Origin of the sequence: Paraburkholderia unamae (assembly GCF_003268775.1) — a bacterium.
Classification (GTDB): domain Bacteria; phylum Pseudomonadota; class Gammaproteobacteria; order Burkholderiales; family Burkholderiaceae; genus Paraburkholderia; species Paraburkholderia unamae.
In genome coordinates this window covers 93,797-115,581 of sequence record NZ_QLSU01000009.1, presented here as the reverse complement: position 1 = coordinate 115,581, position 21,785 = coordinate 93,797, and the positions used below count along the sequence as shown (strand labels likewise).

Genomic DNA, 21,785 nt, shown 5'->3' with positions numbered 1-21,785 from the left:
TGCCGATACCGCCGCAGCAACTACACGGCGGCGTTCGCGCGCCCGGCTGCGAGCGATGGTGCGTTGCCGTACAGAGCACGAACGCGACCACTCGTAGCATCACGGCTGACAATGCCGCATGCTCCCGGCACGGCGCTGCTGCCACACGCGACCGGCGAGGGCCGCCGCACGTGCAGGCCCCGCGCACGCAAAGCCCGCGTCCGTCGTCCCCTCGCCGTCGCCACGGGACGGCGCGCTCCGGCATCCGGACCTTCATTCGGGCTTCGCGCACATGGACACGCTTTTCACCACCAAACCGCTCGCGAGCGAGCGCCGCGATTACGCCGCCATCCTCCTGCCGGTGGCAATCTGGCTCGTCGCCGTCATCGCCGCCGATCCGCGCGGCAACATCCCGCTGAACGACGACTGGTCGTACGCGCTCACGGTGCGCACGCTGCTCGAAACCGGCCAGTTCACGCCGGGCGGCTATACCTCGATGACGCTGATCGGGCAGACCCTCTGGGGAGCGCTCTTTTGCCTGCCGTTCGGCTTCTCATACACGGCGCTGCGCATCTCGACGATCGTTGCCGGCGCCATCGGGCTGGGTGCGTTTGCGCTGCTGCTCCAGGACGCGGGTTGCGATCGCCGCAAGACGATTGCCGCGACGCTGGTGCTGGGCTTCAATCCGATCTGGCTCGTGCTGTCGGTATCGTTCATGACCGATATCCAGTTCGCCGCGTACTCGATCGTCGCCACGATGTTTTTCTGCCGCTTCCTGCGCACCCGCAAGACCGGCACGCTGCTCGCCGCCATCGTCTTCGCGCTCGCCGCGGTTTCCGTGCGCCAGCTCGGCCTGAATCTGGCGATGGCGATGTGCGCCGCGCTCCTGCTCGAATCGCGCAAGGACAAGCGCGCGATCGCGCTCAGCGCCGCCGGGGTCGCGGCCAGCGTTGCGTTCCTCGTCGGCTTCGTGTTCTGGCTGCACGCGCGCGACGCCGTGCCGGCCATGGCGAGCGCGCCCACCGACTCGTTTGGCCGCTCACTCGCTTCACTGCACACCTTCGCCATGAAGCTCGAGCAGTTTGCGCGCGGCATCATCGTGCATATGGGCTGGTTCCTCTGCCCCGTGCTGCTCTGGCGCGCGCCCCAGATGATCGCGCAATACAAGCAGCAACGCCACGGCCGCCGGATCCTCATTGGCGCCGCTGTGTTCGGTCTGGTCTGGTTCGGCCTGATGGCCGCGGTCCGGCCGCTGCCGCTCGACTGGGTCACGATCAACGACGGCGGTCTCGGCCCCGTGCGGCTTCACAGCGCGCCGGGCACGCTGCCGGGACCCGCGCCGCTGCCCAAGGCATTCTGGCTGCTCATGACGTTCATCGCGGTTGGCGGCGCGACGCTCATGCTGCTCGAATTGGGGCTGGTGGTGCGCTCGCTCCTCAATGCACTACGCAAGCGCCAGTTTGATGGCGCGGCGAGCTTGCGCGCGTTCCTGCTGTTCAACGCCGTCATCTACCTCGCGCCGCTTTTCGTGGCCGGCTACTTCGACCGCTATCTGCTCGTGCCGACCTTCGCGCTGCTCGCCCTCTTCACGCTCGAGTGGCAGGGGGCCGCGAGCGCCGAGCCCACGGAAAAAGCGCGTAAGGGCATGCGTACGTACGGCGCGGCGGCCATGTTCGCCCTCGTTCTCACAGGTGGCTATGGTGTGGCCGGGACCCACGACTACATGAGCTGGAACCGCGCACGCTGGAGCCTGCTCGACACGCTGCTCAACCGGGGCGTGAAACCGGCGCAGATCGACGGCGGAGAGGAGTTCAACGGAACGTATCTGTACGACCCGAACTACGTCGAGTCGCCGACAAAGAGCTTCTGGTGGGTCATCGACGACGAGTATCTCGTGCAGTTCGGCGGCCAGGACGGCTATCACACGGTCGCGAGCGTCGACGTGGACGGCTGGCTGCCCAACTTCCGCACACAGCTTCTGGCGCTGCGGCGCGATCCGCGCTGACTGCGCACTGACCGCGCGTTGACTGCGCGTTGACTGCGCGGTGACTATATTGCGCGCGCCGATTAGCGCGGCGACATCGACGGGCTCGCCTGAGATTCGTGGCGGGCGGGCATCGCAAGTGCCGGCGCACCCCGCGGCGCACGCTCCATGTACGCCGCGATGCCCTCGCACAGCAGCAGTGCCGCCGTCACGTAGAGCATGCTGAGCGCGCGCACCTCATCCCCCCAGCCAAAGAGCAGATAAAGCGGCACATTGATCGCGAGGGCGATCAAAGCGTGCTGGCGCGCCGCGCCTGGCAGCCGCTTCCAGCCTGTGCGGACGATCGTAAAGAGTACGAACAGGATGACGATATTGAAGCCCTTCGGCAGCAGAATCCCATACGTCCAGTCGCTGAGCAGATAGTTGCGCGGATTGGCGAGAAAACGCAGGTTGGTCATCAGGTTGAATTGCGCGAGATCGCCCGGATTGCCGGCGTAGCGCAGTTTCATGATCACGTTGACAACGCCCGCGGCCAGCACGCAGGCGCCCACCACCGCGAGGGCGTGACGCAGCGACACGCGCTCGCGCAGGAACGGATAGAGGCACACCGCAAAAAACAGGAACGATTCCTTGTTCAAGGTCGCCAGCGGCGTGAGCAGGATGAGCCAGATGCCCTTGCCGCGCGCGGCGAACCAGACCGCGAGCGCCATGAAAAAGAGCTCGGGAAGGTCCCATAAGTTGCCGGCCGGCATGGCCAGCGCGAAGGCAAGCGGTGCGAGCGCCGCCGCCGCCGGCTTGCCGGTCAGCTCCAGGCACACGGCGCGCAGCATCAGCATGCCTGCCAGCAGCGCGGCGAAGTCCATGAAGTAGACAAGGTGGTAGCGCAGCGCGTAGCGGGGGTTGCTCGCGTCGGTGGCGCGCGCGAACGTGTTGGCCAGCCAGTTGTGCTTCGGGTAGTCCTGCTGGAGATGCGCGATCAGACGGTCCGCGACTTGCGCGGGTAGCGCTTTTTCGGCCAGGTTCGCGGCATAGGGCACAAGCTGGCGGTACACATACGGACGATCCGCCGTGGCGTCAAGCATGAGGGGCAGTGCGTCGTGCGCCGAGTCGTCGCGCAATGCGTACTTCGCGAAGAAGCCGCAGAACGACGCGGCCGCCACCAGCACGTACAGGCTCACCAGCAGGGCGCGGCAAGCGAGCGCCCGCGTGGTCGAACCGGATCCATCAGAACTCGTCATCACCGACTCCGTAAGCACGTCGACCCCGCGCGCGCGACGGGATAGTGTTCGACGATACCAGCGCCGCCCTTGCGGCAGCGTTCGATGGACAACATTGGCCGCGCGGGCGAAGCGACTGCGCGATGCCGCACAGACGTACGGTGCGCCGACGTTCAGGCTTCACATGCTCGACACAGGTGCGAGCCCTTTCAGATGCGCGCGAGGCGTCCTCACCGACCCGCGCAGCCCTGTTCGAAGCGGACATTCAGCGAGGTTTTCATGCAACGCGCAGATCGAGGCCGCCAACTTCCGCCCTTTGGCGTCAAAGGTGCGGTGCTGACGTTCTTCATGTGCTTTTTCCTGTTCATGTCGAGCGGCAGACTGGGCAGCTTCGATGCGGGCCAGCAGCTTGGCGCCACCGTGCTCGCCATTGAAACCGGCCATCTGGGCACGGCGCGTCCGCCCAATGCCGTCACGTGGGTACCGGGCCCCGACGGTCTCTACTACGAACCACACGATCTTGGCGCGGTGCTGCTGATGTATCCGGCCACATGGATCGCTTTGAAGGCCGCTCACGTCCACGGCGACGAGGCCGTGCGCAATCCGCCGCTCGCCGCCCGGGTGGGCGTGGCGCTGACCTATTCGCTGTCCTCTGCGATCGGCTGCTATTTTCTGTTTCTGTTGTTCGCCGGATTCTATAGCGTGCGCGAGGCGTTCCTGATTTCCTTTGCGTTCGCGGCGGGCAGCTTCTTCCTGCCCTATGCAAAGAGTGCGTGGGACGTGCTGCCGTGCGCGTCGGCGGTTTGCGCATTCCTTTACTACGCCCAGCGCATCGCGCGCCGCGAAACCGCCCTGCGCGTGTTCGTGGCCACGGGCGCGTGGCTGGCCGTCGCCTGCACGTTCCGCTATTCGATCGGCCCGGCGCTGCTCGCCGCACTCGCCTTCGTGGCATGGAAGAGCCGCGCGCCCTGGCGGGGCTGCGCGAGCGCGCTCGCGGCGTTCTTCGTGCTGCTCGTTCCCACGTTCCTCTACAACGTCGTACGTACGGGTTCGTTCGTCGTTCCTGCCACGGCGTCCGACTATTATCTGCACGGACTGAACGCGATGGACGGCAACCCGCTGGTCGGGTTCGCGGGGCTGCTGTTCGGGCCCAACCGGGGCCTTTTCATCTACTGCCCGATCCTGCTGGTCGCGCTGGTCCTGCCCTCGGCCTGGCGCGAACTGAGCGCGCCGCAAAAGCGGCTCATCAAGGGCATGTTGCTCGGCAGTCTGCTTTACACGCTCATGATCTCGCGAATGGCCCACTGGGGCGCGTTCGGCTGGGGCCCGCGCTATCTGCTGCCCTTCCTGCCTGTGTTCTTCCTCGTCGCCGGCCCGTGCCTCGTCCATATCGCGCGACGCTCGCGCCCGGCAGCCAGTGTGATTGTCATCGCGGCGCTTGCCTGGAACCTCGCGCCCGCGACAACGAACTGGCATGTGCCCCTCGCCGAATATCCCGGCGCATCGTTGCAGGAAAGCCTGCATCCGTACGCGCTCGAAGGCAGTTGGACCATGCTCGAGTACGGCCTGAACGGCCAGCCCGCCGTCTTTGCGCTCTCGGACCCGGCGTTCGCACTGCATGACGACGGCCGCCGCTTTCCCGACTTCTGGACCGCGCGGCTGATCGAGCGCGCGCCGCTCGGGACCGCCGCCGGCTGGTTCATCATCGCCATGCTGCTCGCAGGCATGGCCGCCGCGCTGCGGCGTATCGTGCCCGAAGTACCCGAAGTACCCGAGGTGCCCGCGCCGGGCCGGCGCCCGCACACGCTCGGTGCACCTGCGCGCGCCGCCATGAGCGACGGTGTGGATTGAACGTCACCGGGGCGCGCCGGGTGCAACCCGCGCGAACTTCGCGCTGGCCACAGGCGCAAGCGAATCACGACCCACTACCCACGACCGATATGCGGCGTTCCGGGGCGCGCGGGCGCGCGCCCGGTCGCTCAATGAGCGGCGGTGCCGGCGCCCGGCAAGCAGGCGCGCCACGCCTTTGACGTGCGGATAATCGGCAGAATCTGTGAGAGCGCACCGCGCTTCGCCAGGTATAACGTCAGGTGACCGAAATAAACGACGAGAAATGCGGCAAAACGCAGCGGAGCGCGCTCGATCACGCCGTACCGCTTCACGCCGATATAAAGCCGCGCGGCTTCGCAGCACACCTGGTAGCGGGTCAGGCCCGTCGCCATCTTCGTGCCGTTGAGAACGCCACCGCCCGGCATCGTGTCGAGCGAGCGCATACGGGGTTCCAGCTCGATGGCGTAACCGTGCCGCAATGCGCGCAGGCACAGCTCGGCGTCTTCGGTGCCGAAGAAGATGTTCTCGTCCCAGAGGTCGCGCGTAAAGAGCGCGAGCGGAAACATCGAGCAATGCATGTTCACGCATTGCGGCACGTCGCCTCGCGTGAAATAGCACGCGAACGATAGCCGCAGCGGCCAGCACTGATGGAGATACGGACCGCTCGATGCGCCGCCGGTCAGGATCGTCGTGGCCCGCCGCGCTTCGGGAAGATCGAGCAGATGCGCCGACGCCTGCTCAAAAAAATCCGGATCGACGAGGATGTCGTCGTCAACGAACGAAACGTGGCTACAGTATGGCGCCTGCTCCAGGCAATGCCGCACCGCGTTGTTACGGTTCGCGCAAACGCCGCGCCTCGGACCGGTGAGATACACCACGCCCGGATGGGCCGCGACTGCCGCCTGATTCGCCGCACGCACCGCCGGGTCCGGCGAATCGTCGCTCACGAACACCATCGCGGGCCGCAGCGTGCAGCGTTCGAGATTCGCGAGGCAGGCTTCGAGGCGTTCGACGCGGTTCATCGTCGTGATGCAGACGGCGAACGCCGGCTGCGACGCAGCGCTCTCGCCTTGCGAAACCGGCATCTCAAGTGGCGGCACTGCGGATATGTTGGTATGTGTCGTCATTCTCTGCGCTCCTCGCGCGCGGGGGATCGTGAATTCGCGGTGCGCTCCAGCATGGCCGAGGCCAGTGCATGCGCGGCAAGCGGGCAAACCGGGCGTCATGTCCGCGCACCGCTCGCTCCGATCGTAGAAGTACGCGCAGGGGGAGTCTGTACGCGCGCACACCCTCTCGCGCACGCGCGCGCGGCGCGCGTCGGCTCATCGGGATTTCGCGGTCTGGCTCCTGTCATCCGCACGCGCCAGCAAGGTCCGCATCCGGTCGAGATAGACCTCGACGGAAAAGCGCTTCGCCACCTCGGCGCGGGCCTCGAGCACGAGCGCGCTCGCCAGGGCGGGCGCACCGCGCAAGGTTTCGATGGCCTCGGCGAGCGCTGCGGGATCGCCCGGCGGCACGAGCCAGCCATTGCGCGCGTGCTCGACGATTTCGACTACGCCCCCGGCCGCCGAAGCAATCACCGGCCGGCCGGCCGCCATGCCCTCGACGATCACGCGCCCGAACGGTTCCGGCTCGGTCGACGTGTGCAGGATCACGTCCATGGCCATCATCCACGCGGGCATGTCGTCGTGAAACCCGGCGAAGATCACGCGGTCCTGCACGCCGAGCCGCGCGGCCTGCTCGTGCAGCGCCTCCACATACGCCTCTTCGCCGAAAAGCGCCGAACCCACCAGCACGAGATGCAGATGCGGCAGCCGCGCAAGCGCTTCGAGCGCGATGTGCTGGCCCTTCCACGGCGCGAGCCGCCCGAACAGGCCCGCGAGGTAGACGCCCTCCGGCAGCCCGAGCCGACGGCGCAACGCACCGACGTCGGACACTTGCCGGCCACTGAACGCGCCGAGATCGATTCCATTGTGGACGACCGGCACCGCGTCGGGCGCGCAATGCGCGAGCGCCACGAGCGACTGCGCGGAGGCGCGCGAATTCGCGACCACGTGATCGACGGCGTACCGCACGAGCCAGCGCACCACGAACCGCTGGAGCAGGCCGAAATGCTCTCTCGACATCACGTCATGCAAATACCAGACGATCTTCTTGCGATGCAGGGGCTTGCCGAGCGCGCCCAGCACGAGCGCCTTTTGCGTGTTGAGGAACAGGATGTCGAAAGCGCGCGCACGCCGCGCGATCGCCCGGACCTGGCGCAGGATGCCGGGCAGCGCGCGAAGCCAGTTCAGACGTACCGTATCTTTGCGGATCTGTGAAACGCTCGCCTCGCACACGAGGCTGACCGGCACGCCGAGCGATTCGAGCCGGGCGCGAAACGGCCCGTCGGAGAGGAGCAGCACTTCATGGGGCGCGCCCCATGTCGCCGCGAGCGGCATCAACGAGAACTCGGCGCCACCTAACTGCCCGCTTTGATCGACGAACAACACGCTAGGCGAGTTCGTCCGCACAGCAGACGACGTCTGGTCGGACGAAACGGCAACGGGCGACGATGCGAGCGTAGGCATGGCGGCAGGTCCACTCCGGTTGATCGGAGTCTCGAAGCGAGACATCTGGTTAGACGAGATTATTTGCTCCCCACGCGTGAAGCAGTGTGGCCGCCCGCACTTACGAGCGCTAGTCTCGGCCCTACTCTGTGCATGTGAGCCTGTTTATGGGCTCGTGCGCCACCAGGAGGAGAGACGCTGTCATGAAAGTGGCCATCGTGCACGACTGGCTCGTCGTCTCCGGCGGTGCCGAGAAAGTGCTTCAGCAGATCATTGAATGCTTCCCCGACGCTGACCTGTTCAGCCTCGTGGACTTTCTCGAAGACCGCTCGATCGTACGCGGCAAGTCCGTGCAGACTTCGTTCATTCAGCATTTGCCGTTCGCGCGTCGCCGCTATCGCGGCTACCTGCCGCTGATGCCGCTCGCCGTCGAACAGTTCGACCTGGCGAGCTATGACCTCGTCATCACCAGTTCGTACGCGGTCGCCAAAGGCGTGCTGGTCGGCCCCGACCAGACCCACGTGAGTTACGTGCATTCGCCGATCCGCTACGCCTGGGACCTCCAGCACCAGTACCTGCGCGAATCGCACCTGACGCGCGGCATGCGCTCGTGGGCCGCGCGCGCGCTGCTGCACTATCTGCGCAACTGGGACTCGCGCTCGGCCAACAGCGTCGACCAGTTGCTGTGCAATTCGCATTTCGTCGCGCGGCGCATCATGAAAACGTATCGCCGCGACGCGTGCGTCGTGGCGCCGCCCGTCGATGTGCAAGGGTTCGAGCTGCACCCCGAAAAGGAAGACTTCTATCTGTGCGCCTCGCGCATGGTGCCGTACAAGCGCATCGATCTGATCGTGGAAGCCTTCGCCGCCATGCCCGAGCGTCGCCTCGTGGTGATCGGCGACGGGCCGCAGATGGCTGCGGTGCGCGAGAAAGCCGCGCCCAATGTGAGCATTCTCGGCTATCAGCCCTTCGAGGTGCTCAGGGATCACATGCAACGCGCGAAAGCCTTCGTGTTTGCCGCCGAGGAAGACTTCGGCATTGCCATTCTCGAAGCCCAGGCGTGCGGCACGCCGGTGGTCTGCTACGGCAAGGGCGGCGTGCTGGAAACGGTCATACCGCTGGGCGAGCCCGAACCGACCGGCATTTACTTTCCCGAACAGACGGTGCAGTCGCTGAGCGCCGCAGTCATGGCATTCGAGCGCAGCATCCACAGCTTCACCCCGCAGTCCTGCCGCAAGAACGCCGAGCGATTCTCGCCCGCCGTGTTCCGTCGCGCGTTCATGGTCGAAGTGATGCGGACCATTGCGGCTCAAAGCATGATTCGCGATATTTCGCACACCGAAGAAGAAATGCGCCTAATTGTGCGGTAGCACACGCTTCGACGCACGTCTTGCGACGTGTATCCCTTGACGCGTGCCCACCCTGCGTGCGGCACGCGCTGGTTTCCCCTGCATTCAGGCAAACCTCAATCCCCTGGCCCAGGCACGGCGTGCCTCGAATGGAATCGAGGCACGCGTGTGCGTTGTGCGTTCCCGTGCCGCTTCCTATCGCTTCCTATCGCACGAAGTCGAATACCATACAGTTAGCTAACCGTAACGAAAAAAATCGCAGGCAAATGTAATGCCATCGTCAGTTGGGGTAAGTGCGGAGGGCCACGCATGCTCAATGATTGACCACGAATAATAGCCAGCAGAAAAACTTACTTCTCGCGGGCAAAAAGGTCATGTTCAAGGAAACCACATCGGCAAATCCGCCAATCCTGGCGCCAGGCATCCTCGCGACAGCGGAGACCTGTGTCGAAACGCGGACGCGGCAGGAGACCGCGAGCGTCTTGTTCGTTGACCAGAGCGGACAACTGGGCGGTGCGGAATTCTCGCTGATGCCGCTCGCGGCCACATGGGACGCACGCCGCGAAGTGCTGTTGCTCTCCGATGGGCCGTTTCGCGAACGGCTCGAATCGCTGGGCGTGCCGGTGAGCCTCGCGTGCGAGGCGAGCGTTTCGGGCATTCGCAAGGACACGCTGCGCCTGCACTGGCTCGGCGCGTTGCCGGGCATCGTGCGCCAGGTGCGCGCGATCGCTCGCCACGCCGAACACTTCGACATCCTCTTTCTCAACACGCAGAAGGCGCTCGTGCTCGGCGCGCTCGGCAAGCCGCTGCACCGCAAGCCCATCGTCTGGCATTTGCACGACATCATGTCGAGCGAGCATTTCGGGCCGCTGCAACGGATTGTGGTGCGCTGGCTCACGCGCCATGCCGTCGATCACGTGATCGCGAACTCGCGCGCATCGGCCGATTCGCTCGTGGCGCTCGCGCGTTGCGCGCCGGAAAACGTGCCGGTCGTCCACAACGGTGTCGATCTCGACGAGTTCCGCTGCGAAAGTGCGCCGGACATGGCCGGGCTGCGCCGTCAGTTCGGACTGCCGGAGAACGTCTATCTCGCGGGGCTGTTCGGACGGCTCGCACCGTGGAAGGGTCAGCACATTGCGCTCGAAGCGCTGGCGCGCGTGCCGGACCTGCATCTCGTGCTGGTCGGCTCGGCCCTCTTCGGTGAACAGGAGTATGTGAAATCGCTGCATGCCCAGGCCGCGCGGCTCGGCGTGCAGGACCGCCTGATCTTCGCCGGGTTTCGCGACGACATGCCTGCGTGGATGAAGGCGGTCGACGTGATCCTGCACACTTCGACCGAGCCCGAGCCGTTTGGCCGCGTGATCATCGAGGGCATGGCGGCGGGGCGGCCCGTGATCGCGGCGGCGGCCGGAGGCGTGACCGAAATCCTCCGGCATCGGACAAATGGCTGGCTGGTTCCGCCACGCGACGTGACGGCGCTCGCCGACGCGATTGAAGTCCTGCGCGCCGCGCCCGAGATGGCGAATCGCCTCGCGGCGCAGGCCCTGGACGATGTCGCGCAGCGCTTTTCAGTCGGCGCTTACCTCGATCAGATGAAACGGGTGATTGCAGGCACTTCCGGGTGAACTGCCGGGTGAACGTGCAAACACATGCCGTTGTGTGCCTCGGCTAACGGTTGGCGGATAGTGGCGTACCTAAGATGGGAACATGTTTACGTCACTCCGTACCGACTGCAAATCATGAGCGTATCGAAGCTCAGTTCATGGGGCCACTACCCGTACGCACCGCAAACCGGACGCACGCCCGGCTGGCGCGAAAGCGTGCAGGCCGCGCTGCGCGAGGCGGGCGGCGGCTCGGGCACCACACTGCCGTTCGGCAACGGGCGCAGTTACGGTGACAGTTGCCTCGCCGCCACCGATCACGTGGTGGCGCTGCGCGGCCTCGACCGCTTCATCGCCGCCGACTGGAAAACCGGCGTCGTGCGCGCCGAAGCCGGCGTGACGCTCGGGGAAGTGCTCGCGCTTTCGGTGCCGCGCGGCTGGATGCTGCCCGTCACGCCCGGCACGCAGTTCGTCACGCTGGGCGGCGCCGTGGCCAACGACGTGCACGGCAAGAACCACCACGTGCGCGGCACGTTCGGGCGGCACGTGCGGCGCTTTTCGCTGCTGCGCTCCGAGCGCGAGCCGCTCGAATGCGCGCCTGGCGAGCACACGGAGTTCTATCGCGCGACGATCGGCGGGCTCGGGCTCACGGGCATTGTCGAATGGGTCGAGCTGCAACTCATGCCCGTGGCGTCGAGCCGTCTCGCCACCCAAACCATTCCGTTCGGCAACCTCGACGAATTCCTCGCGCTCTCGCACGAATGCGATGCGCAGCACGAATACGGCGTGGCGTGGATCGACTGCCTCGGACGCGGCGCGTCGCTCGGGCGCGGCATCTATGTCTGCGCCGACCACGCCGCCGACCGCTGCTTCGACATGCCCCGCAGCCGCATGCGCGGCGTGCCGTTCGCGCCGCCGTGGTCGCCCGTGAACCGCTACACGCTCAAGCTGTTCAATGCGTGGTACTACCGTCGCGAGGCCGCCAAGGCGGGCCCCGCCGTGGTCGACTACGCGAGCTACTTCTACCCGCTCGACAGCATCCAGAACTGGAATCGCCTGTATGGGCGGCGCGGCTTTCAGCAGTATCAGCTCGTCGTGCCGGACGCCTGCGCGCGCGACGCCCTGCATGCGTTCCTCAACGCGATCGCCTCGTCGAACGCAGGCTCATTTCTCGCCGTGCTCAAGCGCTGCGGCCCGCTCGTCTCGCCGGGGCTGCTCTCGTTCCCGATGCAGGGAATCTCGCTCGCACTCGACTTTCCCCAGCACGACAGCCGCAACGCCACGCTCTTCGCGCGGCTCGACGCGATCGTGCGCGAAGCGGGCGGCCGCCAGTACCCGGCCAAGGACGCCCACATGAGCGGTGCGGATTTTCGCGCCGCCTACCCTGCGTGGCAGGCGCTCGAACAACTGCGCGATCCGGCCTTGATGTCGCGCTTCTGGCAACGGACAACCCGGTAATGGACAAGAACATTCTGATCGTCGGCGGCTCATCGGCCATTGCGGTGGCCTGCGCGCGCGAGTGGGTCAAGCGCGGCGCGAACCTCATGCTGGCCGGCCGGCACCCGGCGCGGCTCGAAGCCGTCGCGCAGGACCTGCGCGTGCGCGGCGCGGGCCGGGTCGGCACCTTCGTGCTCGACGTCAACGACTTCGACCAGCACCGCGCCATGCTCGACGCGACGCTCGCCGAGCTGGGCCGCATCGACATCGTGCTGCTCGCGCACGGCACGCTTTCCGATCAATCGGAGTGCGAACGCGACCCGCAGGCCGCGGTGCGCGAAATCACCGTGAACGCGCTGTCCACGATCGCCCTGCTCACGCTGCTCGCAGGCGTGTTCGAAGCGCAAAAGAGCGGCTCGATCGCCGTGATCTCGTCGGTCGCGGGCGATCGCGGGCGGCCCTCGAACTACGTGTACGGCACCGCCAAGGCGGCGGTGACGACCTTCTGTGAAGGGCTGCGCGCGCGACTGTTCAAATCGAACGTGAAGGTGCTGACGATCAAGCCCGGCTTCGTGAACACGCCGATGACAGCCGGACTCGCGCTGCCTGGCCCGCTCGTCGCCAGCCCCGAGCGCGTGGCGAACGACATCGTGCGCGCCGTGGAGCGCGGCAAGGATTTGATCTACACGCCGTGGTTCTGGGCCGAAATCATGCTCGTGATCCGCTCGCTGCCCGGCTTCGTGTTCAAAAGGATTTCGCTATGAGCAGTCCGGCCACCGGCATGACGCTGAGCCGCTCTCGCCTCGTGTTCTGGTATGCGGTGTTCGCCGCCATTTCGATCGGCGCGAACCTGGGCAGCCAGAGCCTCACGTTTCACCTGTACCAGGGCGCGTATGCGGTGCCGCTTTCGGTATGCGTGGGCACGGGCGTGGGTCTCGTCGTCAAGTATCTGCTCGACAAGGCCTGGATCTTTCGCTACGAGCACCGCAGCGTCGCGCACGGCGTGCGCACGTTCACGCTCTATGTCGCCATGGGGCTTGGCACGACGGTCGTGTTCTGGATCGTGGAGTTCGGCGCGGATGCGCTCTTTCACGGCGAAACCGCGCGGCTCGCCGGCGGCGCGCTAGGTCTGGTGATCGGCTATGTCACCAAATACCACCTCGACAAGCGTTTCGTGTTTGCGTGAGTGCCCGCGTGAGTTTGCGACTGAGCGTGAGCGCCGGTGCGGTGCCGCACAGAGACGGCGAGGCGCCGCCGCTACGATGAGTTCTCGCACCGGGGGGTGCGCGCGCGTTGTGCGCGCCGCGCTCCGGACAACGCAGCAGCAGCCGGCGACTCACCCGTTTTCGTCCCGGCACGGAGAACGATTATGGCCACTCCCGCAGCCAACCCCGTCCCGCTGTGCGTGGACCTGGATGGAACGCTCACGCGCACGGACCTGCTGTTTGAAGCATTCTTCGTACTCCTCAAGCAGAGTCCGATGTCGATCTTCCTGTGCATCGCCTGGGCGCTGCGCGGACGCGCCTATCTGAAAGAGCAGATCGCGCAGCGCGTGAATATCGACGTGGGCGTGCTGCCCTACAACACCGAACTGCTCGCCTGGCTGCGCGACGAACGCAAGAGCGGGCGCGACCTGTATCTGTGCACGGCCACCAACCAGCGACTCGCTTCGCAGATCGCCGCGCATATCGGCCTCTTCACCGGCGTGTTCGCGAGCACCGCCAGCAACAACCTGCTCGGCAAGAACAAGGCGCGCGCGCTCGTCGAGCAGTTCGGCGACCGCGGCTTCGACTACGCGGGCGACGCGAAAGCCGACGTGCCGGTCTGGCGCCAGGCGCGCAATGCGATCGTGGTGGGCGACAAGCACACGGCCGCTATGGCCCGCAAGGCGAACGCCGCGACCATTTGCTTCGAGCAGAAGCGCCAGTTGATTCCACTCGTGCTCAAGGAAATGCGTGTGCACCAGTGGGTGAAGAACGTGCTGATCTTCGTGCCGCTGCTCACCGCGCACCGCTTCGATCTGCCCACGATCACGGCCGCGTGCATCGCCTTCGCGTCGTTCAGCCTGCTGGCTTCCTCGGTGTATCTGCTCAACGACATGCTCGACCTCGACGCCGACCGCCGCCATGCGCGCAAGCGCACCCGGCCGTTCGCTTCGGGGCGGCTCACGCTGAAGTTCGGCATCGTGCTCACCATCGCGCTGCTGATCGCCGGCGGCGGACTTGCGGCGCTGCTGCCCTGGAAGTTCGGCGTCGTGCTGGCCGCCTATTTCGCGACTACTGTGGCGTACTCCTTCGTACTCAAGCGCATGACGCTCGTGGACGTGTTCGCGCTCGCGTGCCTCTACACCGTGCGCGTGATCGCCGGGGGCACCGCGACCGGCGTGCAGTTGTCGTACTGGCTGATCCTCTTCTGCGTGCCGATCTTCCTTTCGCTCGCCATGGTCAAGCGCTATGTCGAACTCGACGCGATCCTGCGCGCAGGCAAGACAGAAGCGGCGGGCCGCGGCTACATCACGCAGGACATGTCGATCCTGCGCTCGTTCGGCACCGCGTCGGCCTACCTCGCCGTGCTCGTGCTCGCGCTTTACATGAACACGCCCGAGATGGCGCGGCTGTATCTGCATCCGCAGGCGTTGTGGGGCACCTTCGCCTTGACGCTCTTCTGGGTGAGCAGGATCTGGATGTGCGCGTTTCGCGGCACCATGCACGATGACCCGATCGTGTTCGCCTTCAAGGACCCCACCAGTCTCGCCGTCATCGCCCTGTGCGGCGTCACCGTGGTGATGGCGATCTGACGTCACCCCCCTGCCTGAGCGGCGCGCGCCCACGTGCGGCGCGCGTCATGCCGCCGCCGGTAATCGAAGCGCTCCAGGCCAGAAATACACCAGCAACGATGCGGGAGAACGGCGCGAATAAGCCGCCGTGCGAGCCGGTTCGTCTATGCGAAAAGCGATGGGGTATCGCCTGAGGTGAAGGGACGCGGCCCTGTGTGAAATGCGCCGGTTGCAGGGCTGCACTTCAAGGGCCGCACTACCAGGGCTGCACTACCAGGGCCGCACTACCGGCACATCCCTCTCAGGTTGCTCTGGAGAACACAAAATCGGCCGTGACCGGCAGGATGCGCTGCAAAACCGGGGCGCGCCGCAATGCGTAGTAGTAAATCATCGGGCCCGCCAGACGGTTCGTGAGCGTCGGGCTGTTGAATGTCGCCGGCTCCAGCTTCGCCATGCGCGCGAGCTGCTCGATCTTGCTGGACACGAGCACGTCTTCGGGCACTTCCGGGCGATTGCGGTTCACACGCGCGCGCGCGAGCGAATGCATCATGGCGTTGCAGCTCGGCTCGTGAAGGTAGAGCGCGCGGCCGCCCGCTCGCAGGATGCGGTGGAGTTCGAGCAAGGTGCTGCGATGGCGGACGAAGTGATGCGCCGCCGAATAGGCGAAAATCAGATCGAACGATTGATCCGCAAACGGCGTGTCGTAGCTACGGCAAGCTTCCGTCTTGTCCACCTTGCATTCGTAGATGCGCTCCCATTTGCCGATTGACGCGATGGCATCGGGCGCAATATCGGTCGCCGTCACGTGAATGTGCGGGTACATGTGTTTCACCAGACAGCTCGCCCAGCATTGGCCGCCGCCGAGTTCGAGCACGGATTCCGCTTTTTCGAAGAATGAACGATATGCCTTGAGCTTTTCCAGGAAGATGCGCGCTTCGGCCATCTTTTCGAGGATGTTTTCAATCGCGTTCGATTGCGGGCCTTCGTCTTCCGAGTTCGTCCAGAAATCGACTTCTATCCGTTCCTTGATGGAAATGTCCATAACGTTCGCCTCATTTTCGTCGAAACAAGCAATCCAGCCGCGGGATGACGCGCAAAAACAGGTAGACGGTGCCGCTACTTTCTTCGCCAATGCATTTAGACACCAAACGGCGAGAATGGGAGGGGGCTACCGCACATATCGATCAAGGATCTCGTCACGCTGGGGAAACACACGGCAATCCCGGACTAGCCACGTTCGTCCAGTGGCAAGGGGCTCGGAGCGGAAAGCGGCGAACGTGGCGCGGTCCGCCTTCTGGACAGCCTGCGCAGCACGCTGATGGCCGGGCGTTCGACCAGAAGGTGGAACACGTAGGCGCACGCGAGCGCAATGAAGAAATATTCCAGCGACCAGAGAATAGTGTCCGGCTTGATCGAGCGGAATTGCCACGACACCAGCGCGACATAAATCGGAATGTGCACGATATACAGCGAGTAGCTGAATTCGCCGACTTTCTCCAGCGCACGCATGACCAGCGTGCGGCGCGCGCGCGCGCGCACCATGATCGAGAGAAGCGGCGCAAACGCGAGCGCCCAGATCTGGAACTGGAAGTATTGCACCGGCGCCGCGCAGCCGAGCGCCAGCAGCACGAAGGCGGCCGCCCCAACGCGGCGGCCGGCCGGCCGCGCACCGCGGACATCGCGCTCGGCTACCCACGCGCCGAGATACCAGGCCGCCCAGTATGACGTGAACACGATGATGCCGCGCTGCTCGAACAGCGCATACGAGGCGGCAGCGAGCAGCATCAGCGCGCAGAGCGTCCCGTTCGCCCCGATTCGCCGACGCACGGCGAACAGAAGCGGATAGAGCGCATAGAACTGGATTTCCAGCGAAAGTGTCCATAACGCACCGTTCGAGCCATAGGTCGGCACCGTAATGCCTTGCAGCGCGAGCAGATTGCCGGCGAAGGTGCGCAGACCGAGATCGCCCAGGCGCTCGTTGTGCGGCCAGAAATTGGCGCTGAAGCTATCCAGCGCGAAAGTGAGCAGCAGTGCGAAGAACAGTACGGGATAGATACGGATGAAGCGGCGCAACAGAAAATCGCCGGCGTCCGGACGATACAGCGGATTGCGCGCGAGACGCGCCGCGTGGCTGCGATGAATGCAATAGCCGCTGATCACGAAGAAAATCGGTACGCCGATCGCGCCCCAGACCAGCGGAATCGTCAGGTAGGCGAGCACCGTATCGAGCGAGAACGGCGCATGCTCACCTGCCAGGTAGTGCCGGATGCCGACCCACGCGATGACACGACAGTGGAAATACGCGACGACCATCGCGGCGATGCCGCGCATGGCCTCGACATTGCGAGCGCCGTCGCTCTCCCCGCTATTCATCCTTTCGCTCTTTGAGTGAGTTTGGCGAACCGCCTGGCCGGCGCATGGCGCGCATTTTCCACGCCACTTCCACGGCACTTCCACGCACCTGCCATGCAACGTCCGCAGACGAACCACGGACCGGCCGGCGTTTTCGCCGGGCGCGGGCCCGGCTGTCCAGATTTAAGCAGGGCCGCGCCCGCCCATCTGTGCGCGGGCATACACAGGGCGCGGGCCGCCGCACGCGCGAGAGGGCCTCGCCGACTTTGTATAATCGCGCATCGTCTCCTCTCGCCCCGCTTTCATGCTCAGTTTTGCACTCGGCTTTCTCGTCTCATTGCTGGTCACGCTGTTGATCGTGCGCTACGCGCATCTGCATGAAAGGTTCTCCGTCGACTCGGATCTCGCGGGCGTGCAGAAATTCCATGCGCGCCCCGTGCCACGCATCGGCGGAACGGGCATCCTCGCGGGCCTCGTCGTGGCGGCCGTGCAGTTGCACGGCGCGTATCCGGCGGTGTCGGGCGGCATTCTCGGCATCGTCGCGTGCGGGCTGCCCGCGTTCGCCTCGGGGCTCATCGAAGACCTCACCAAGCGCGTCTCGCCGCTCGTGCGCCTGATCTGCACAATGGCCGCCGCCGCGCTCGCGTTCTGGTTCCTCGGCATCGCGGTCACGCGCATCAGCGTGCCGCCGCTCGATTTCCTGCTGTCTTACGCGGCGATTTCGTTCTTCATCACCGTGCTCGCGGTCGCGGCGCTCGCCAACGCGATCAACATCATCGATGGCTTCAACGGCCTCGCCTCGATGGTCGCGTTCATGATGTTCGCCTCGCTCGCCTACGTGGCCTTCCAGGTGCACGACCCCGTCGTGCTCTCGGCCTCGTTCATCATGATGGGCGCGATACTCGGCTTCTTCATGTGGAATTTCCCGGCCGGCCTGATCTTTCTCGGCGACGGCGGCGCGTATTTCATCGGCTTCATGCTCGCCGAGCTGTCGATCCTGCTCGTCATGCGCAATCGCGACGTGTCGGCCTGGTACCCCGTTCTGCTGTTCATGTACCCGATCTTCGAGACCTGTTTCTCGATCTACCGGAAGAAGTTCGTGCGCGGCATGTCGCCCGGCATTCCCGACGGCGTGCACCTGCACATGCTCGTCTACAAGCGGCTCATGCGCTGGGCCGTGGGCGCGCGCACCGCGCGCGAGCTCACGCGGCGCAACTCGCTCACCTCACCCTACCTGTGGCTGCTGTGCCTCGTTGCCGTGATTCCGGCCACGCTGTTCTGGCGGCACACCGTGCACCTGTTCTGCTTCGTCGTGGTGTTCGCGCTCACGTATGTCTGGCTCTACGTGAGCATCGTGCGCTTTCGCTCGCCCAAGTGGCTCGTCGTGCGCAAGACGCAGCGGCGCAACTGAACGGCGACTGCGCGACCACCGGGCGGCCGCCGTGTGCTTACGCGCATGTGGCCCCGCTTTGCGCGTAAAATCGGAAGGATCGCGTCGCGCACACCTCGTGCCCGGCGCCCGTTCATTCGCTTCGTTTGCTTCAGGGAGAACCCAGATGAGCCGTTATCTCGCACTCGCGCTTGCCCTCTTCGCCGTGACGCTCGCCGCCTGCAATACCATCGCCGGCGCGGGCCAGGACATTTCGAAGGGCGGTCAAGCCATCACCAACACGGCGGACAAGGTCAAGTAACACGGCCGGTCTCGCAGCAATACACGGGGCGAGCGCCAACACACGCGGCGCTCCCCCTCTCTCCCTCTCCCGCGACTTACCCCGTCACACGCTCACGCGACGCTGCGCTCGCGTAGCCGCGCCACTTCCGCCTCCAGTTCCCGCACGCGCGCCTCGCGTTGCGCCACTTCCGCCTCCAGTTCGCGTATGCGCTCGTCCCGCGCACCCAGCGCCGACTTGACGTCTGCGGCCTCGAAGCGCTGCGGAATATGCTGCGGACAATTCAGATCCCACGCATGCACCGTGAACACGATCGCCCGATCGGCGCGCGCCTTGTAGCCCGCGGGCATGAGCTTCGCGATTTGCTCCGGGTCGTCGACCACGCGCGCGCGGCCCCAGAGCTTCACGCGCCGCCGCCGCGCATAGTCCATCAGGAACAGATGTGCCTTCGGGTTGTCGGTGAGATTGCCGAGCGTGATGTATTGCTGGTTGCCGATGAAATCCGCGAACGCGATGGTGCGGTCGTCCAGCACGTGCAGGAATCCCGCAGGGCCGCCGCGGTGCTGGATGTACGGCTGGCCATCGGCGTTCGCAGTGGCGAGGAACACGCTGGTTTGCGCCTCGACGAACGCCACGATGTCGGGCGTGAGCGCCACGCCCCAGCCGCGCTCGCGCTCCACACGCGCGTAGAGTTCGCGCGAGCCCAAACGCTCCTGCATCGCCTTGACCGTGGGCGAAAACGCCACGTCGCTCGGGTAGCGGTGCTCGCCGTGGGTACGGTCGTTACGTTCAGCGCCGGGGTTCATGTCGGACTCCTTTGCAGCGCGTTGCGCTGTTCATGCTCGGAGTCCTTAGATTAGGTCTTACCGGTGGAAAAGATAATCCACCACCAACGAGAACCATCCTCCCGAATTTCGGGAACATAAAAACCGGGCCAGGCACGCCGATCGCTATCCCGCCACTTTCGCGCCGCGCACGCACGCGTTGACTTGACTGACGCGGCATCTTCGCGCGCCGCGCGCCTCGAAGCGCGCTACCCTTGTGATTCACGCCGCGTGGCGCGAGTCCACTCAATCGCCTGGCGGCCGCATGCGCCGGGCGCCATGGCAGGGAGTCGAACATGTCGAAAACGATCTGGATTATCGTCGCCAACCGTGTGACCGCGCGCATCTTCGCCACCGAAAGCCCGCTGGGCGCGATCGAGGAGATCGAGACGCTGCTCCATCCGCAAGGACGCGTTTCGGAGCAGAACCTCGTGACCGACAAGCCGGGACGCACCACGGAGCGCATGGGGCCCGGGCGCAGCGCGACCGATCCCGACACAAGCCAGCACGATCACGAAGCCACGGTGTTCGCCACCGAGATCGCCGCGACGCTCACGAAGGCGCGCAACGACGCGCGCTACGGCACGCTCGTGCTGGCCGCGCCGCCTGCGTTTCTCGGCGCGCTGCGCAAGGCCATCGACGCGCAAACGCGCAGCCTCGTCACGCTGGAGCTGGACAAGGATCTCGCGCTGCTCGATGCGAAGGCGCTGCGCGCCCGCCTGCCCGAGCGGCTCGTGCGAGCCGAGGCCTGAGGCGGGCGAAGCGCGGCGCTCACCACGCTCACCACGCTCGCCGCGCCTGCTTCACGCCTGCTCCACGCCTGTTTCACACCCATCGCGCACTCATCCCGCGAGATGGGCGACGCACGCGCGCACGATGCCGATCGCGTTCTCGCCCGCCAGCATGCCGAGCAGTCCCACGAGCGCGATAGTGGGCGGCGCGGGCGACTTCACCTGCAACACGTTGTAGAGCAGCCCCGCGAGCGCGCCGACCGCGAACGACACCAGATAGCCCTTCATCCTCGTCTCCCGTGCGTTCGTGGCGCGCTTACGCCATGTCGATCACGACGCGCCCGCGCGTGCCGGCCGCGACCGCCTCGTAGGCTTCGCGCGCGCGTTCGAGCGGGTAACGCTCGGCCACCACGGGCGGCTCGAAGCGGCCCGCGTCGAACGCTTCGGCAATCGCCTGCATGAGCGGCGCCGATTCGACCACGCCGAGCTTCGCACTGTCGGCGCCAAGGAGTTGCGTCTCGTTGTGATAGAAGTCGATCAGGTCGAACTCCACGCGCCGCTTGCCCGTCGCGCTGATCTCGACCACCCGGCCGCGCCGCTTCGCCAGCGACAGCGCCAGTTCGAACGCCACGCCGCCCACGGCGTCGTAGACAACGTCCACACCCGCACCGCCGGTCAGCTCGCGCACGCGTTCGGCGGTGTGCTCGTCCATCGGCACGAACGCGTCGATGAGGCGTGCGGCCGGCGAACCGGCAAGCGGCGCCTCGCGGCCCACGCCGATCACGCGCGCGCCGCGTGCCTTGGCGATCTGCGTGACCGCCCCGCCCACCCCGCCCGACACGCCGATCACGGCGATCGTCTCGCCCTCGGCAAGGCGCGCGTAATCGACAGTGCCCAGCCACGCCACCACGAAGTTCACGCCGATCGACGCCGCCTGCGCGTGCGAGAGCGCGGCGGGCTTGCGTGCCAGCGCGGTCACGGGCACTTCGATGAACTCGGCGTGCGTGCCGTCGCGCGTGAAGCCGATGTCGCCGCCCGTGCCCCAGACTTCGACGCCCAGCCAGGCCTCGGGGCCCGCCACGACCACGCCGCTGAAGTCGCGCCCCGGCACGCGCGGCGGCACGGTGTGATCGAAATGGCCGGAGACGTTCTTCACGTCGCTCGGATTGACCGAGGCGCTTTTCACCTGCACGAGCGCGCTGTCCGCCGCAGGAACGGGCGTGGGCAGGTCGAGGTATTCGAGCACTTCGGGCTTGCCGAAGGCCTTGAACTGGATGGCTTTCATGACGGGACTCCATGGGTTCGTGCGCGTCCCGCCGCCCGGAGAGAGATCGGCGGCGTCGCATTGAAACGAAGTCTAGTTTGCCGTCATCCGGGTGAGTGGACAGATACTTTCGAATTTCGGACAAGCGGGGCAACACGCCGGGGCAAAAAAAGCCCGCCACGTGGGGCGGGCCTTCTGCCTGTTCGTGTGGCGCGCCTTGCG

19 protein-coding genes are annotated in these 21,785 nt (G+C 65.8%); 11 read left to right on the top strand and 8 right to left on the bottom strand.

What is annotated here, in order from left to right; all coding sequences use genetic code 11:
- Positions 1 to 271 precede the first annotated feature (271 nt).
- On the top strand, positions 272 to 1,984 hold the full coding sequence (locus C7401_RS16655) for a glycosyltransferase family protein (RefSeq protein WP_112172504.1): 1,713 nt from the start codon (positions 272 to 274) through the stop codon (positions 1,982 to 1,984).
- Between the two features lie 62 nt (positions 1,985 to 2,046).
- Here C7401_RS16655 and C7401_RS16650 read toward each other — a convergent pair whose 3' ends face one another.
- Positions 2,047 to 3,201 carry a hypothetical protein gene (locus C7401_RS16650; RefSeq protein WP_112172503.1) on the bottom strand — a complete coding sequence of 385 codons (1,155 nt, stop codon included), beginning with the start codon at positions 3,199 to 3,201 and terminating at the stop codon, positions 2,047 to 2,049.
- Between the two features lie 258 nt (positions 3,202 to 3,459).
- Here C7401_RS16650 and C7401_RS16645 point away from each other — a divergent pair, with 258 nt between their 5' ends.
- Positions 3,460 to 5,031 carry a hypothetical protein gene (locus C7401_RS16645; protein WP_112172502.1) on the top strand — a complete coding sequence of 524 codons (1,572 nt, stop codon included), beginning with the start codon at positions 3,460 to 3,462 and terminating at the stop codon, positions 5,029 to 5,031.
- 128 nt (positions 5,032 to 5,159) lie between these two features.
- Here the strand turns inward: C7401_RS16645 and C7401_RS16640 are convergent, their stop codons facing one another.
- Together C7401_RS16640 and C7401_RS16635 are read right to left on the bottom strand one after the other, a co-directional pair.
- Positions 5,160 to 6,137, bottom strand: coding sequence for a glycosyltransferase family 2 protein (locus C7401_RS16640; protein WP_165841924.1), 978 nt, complete (start codon positions 6,135 to 6,137; stop codon positions 5,160 to 5,162).
- A gap of 195 nt (positions 6,138 to 6,332) precedes the next feature.
- Complete coding sequence (locus tag C7401_RS16635; protein WP_258397109.1) at positions 6,333 to 7,580, bottom strand: glycosyltransferase family 4 protein; 1,248 nt, start codon at positions 7,578 to 7,580, stop codon at positions 6,333 to 6,335.
- A 182-nt stretch (positions 7,581 to 7,762) separates the two neighbouring features.
- Between C7401_RS16635 and C7401_RS16630 the strand changes: the two genes are divergently transcribed.
- From C7401_RS16630 to C7401_RS16605, 6 genes are all read left to right on the top strand, one after another.
- Positions 7,763 to 8,929: a glycosyltransferase family 4 protein gene (locus C7401_RS16630; protein ID WP_112172499.1), complete on the top strand. Its 1,167-nt coding sequence runs from the start codon at positions 7,763 to 7,765 to the stop codon at positions 8,927 to 8,929.
- A 461-nt stretch (positions 8,930 to 9,390) separates the two neighbouring features.
- The gene (locus C7401_RS16625) at positions 9,391 to 10,533 is read left to right on the top strand and encodes a glycosyltransferase family 4 protein (protein ID WP_224044846.1); all 1,143 of its coding nucleotides are present in this window, start codon (positions 9,391 to 9,393) and stop codon (positions 10,531 to 10,533) included.
- A 114-nt stretch (positions 10,534 to 10,647) separates the two neighbouring features.
- Entirely contained in the window at positions 10,648 to 11,967 is a 1,320-nt protein-coding gene (locus C7401_RS16620) for an FAD-binding oxidoreductase (RefSeq protein WP_112172498.1), read from the top strand.
- Entirely contained in the window at positions 11,967 to 12,710 is a 744-nt protein-coding gene (locus tag C7401_RS16615; protein WP_112172497.1) for an SDR family oxidoreductase, read from the top strand. Before C7401_RS16620 ends, C7401_RS16615 begins: the two co-directional genes overlap by 1 nt.
- Positions 12,707 to 13,132, top strand: a complete 426-nt coding sequence (locus C7401_RS16610; RefSeq protein ID WP_181565592.1) for a GtrA family protein — start codon at positions 12,707 to 12,709, stop codon at positions 13,130 to 13,132. The genes C7401_RS16615 and C7401_RS16610 overlap by 4 nt, the downstream gene beginning before the upstream one ends.
- 183 nt (positions 13,133 to 13,315) lie before the next feature.
- Positions 13,316 to 14,743, top strand: coding sequence for a UbiA family prenyltransferase (locus C7401_RS16605; protein WP_112172496.1), 1,428 nt, complete (start codon positions 13,316 to 13,318; stop codon positions 14,741 to 14,743).
- A 280-nt stretch (positions 14,744 to 15,023) separates the two neighbouring features.
- On the opposite strand, the gene C7401_RS16600 is transcribed toward C7401_RS16605, so the two are convergent.
- Positions 15,024 to 15,764: a class I SAM-dependent methyltransferase gene (locus tag C7401_RS16600; protein ID WP_112172495.1), complete on the bottom strand. Its 741-nt coding sequence runs from the start codon at positions 15,762 to 15,764 to the stop codon at positions 15,024 to 15,026.
- Positions 15,765 to 15,949: 185 nt separating this feature from the next.
- Positions 15,950 to 17,095: an acyltransferase family protein gene (locus C7401_RS16595; protein ID WP_112172494.1), complete on the bottom strand. Its 1,146-nt coding sequence runs from the start codon at positions 17,093 to 17,095 to the stop codon at positions 15,950 to 15,952.
- A 283-nt stretch (positions 17,096 to 17,378) separates the two neighbouring features.
- Between C7401_RS16595 and C7401_RS16590 the strand changes: the two genes are divergently transcribed.
- Both C7401_RS16590 and C7401_RS16585 read left to right on the top strand, forming a co-directional pair.
- The gene (locus tag C7401_RS16590; protein WP_112172493.1) at positions 17,379 to 18,485 is read left to right on the top strand and encodes an MraY family glycosyltransferase; all 1,107 of its coding nucleotides are present in this window, start codon (positions 17,379 to 17,381) and stop codon (positions 18,483 to 18,485) included.
- 145 nt (positions 18,486 to 18,630) lie between these two features.
- Positions 18,631 to 18,765: an entericidin A/B family lipoprotein gene (locus tag C7401_RS16585; RefSeq protein WP_112172492.1), complete on the top strand. Its 135-nt coding sequence runs from the start codon at positions 18,631 to 18,633 to the stop codon at positions 18,763 to 18,765.
- A 92-nt stretch (positions 18,766 to 18,857) separates the two neighbouring features.
- Here C7401_RS16585 and C7401_RS16580 read toward each other — a convergent pair whose 3' ends face one another.
- Positions 18,858 to 19,550 carry a pyridoxamine 5'-phosphate oxidase family protein gene (locus C7401_RS16580; RefSeq protein WP_112172491.1) on the bottom strand — a complete coding sequence of 231 codons (693 nt, stop codon included), beginning with the start codon at positions 19,548 to 19,550 and terminating at the stop codon, positions 18,858 to 18,860.
- 314 nt (positions 19,551 to 19,864) lie between these two features.
- On the opposite strand from C7401_RS16580, the gene C7401_RS16575 reads away from it, so the two are divergent.
- Positions 19,865 to 20,320 carry a host attachment protein gene (locus tag C7401_RS16575; RefSeq protein WP_112172490.1) on the top strand — a complete coding sequence of 152 codons (456 nt, stop codon included), beginning with the start codon at positions 19,865 to 19,867 and terminating at the stop codon, positions 20,318 to 20,320.
- 90 nt (positions 20,321 to 20,410) lie between these two features.
- Here the strand turns inward: C7401_RS16575 and C7401_RS16570 are convergent, their stop codons facing one another.
- Both C7401_RS16570 and C7401_RS16565 read right to left on the bottom strand, forming a co-directional pair.
- Complete coding sequence (locus tag C7401_RS16570; RefSeq protein WP_091992918.1) at positions 20,411 to 20,587, bottom strand: DUF1427 family protein; 177 nt, start codon at positions 20,585 to 20,587, stop codon at positions 20,411 to 20,413.
- A gap of 28 nt (positions 20,588 to 20,615) precedes the next feature.
- On the bottom strand, positions 20,616 to 21,584 hold the full coding sequence (locus C7401_RS16565; protein WP_112172489.1) for a quinone oxidoreductase family protein: 969 nt from the start codon (positions 21,582 to 21,584) through the stop codon (positions 20,616 to 20,618).
- Between the last annotated feature and the right edge of the window lie 201 nt (positions 21,585 to 21,785).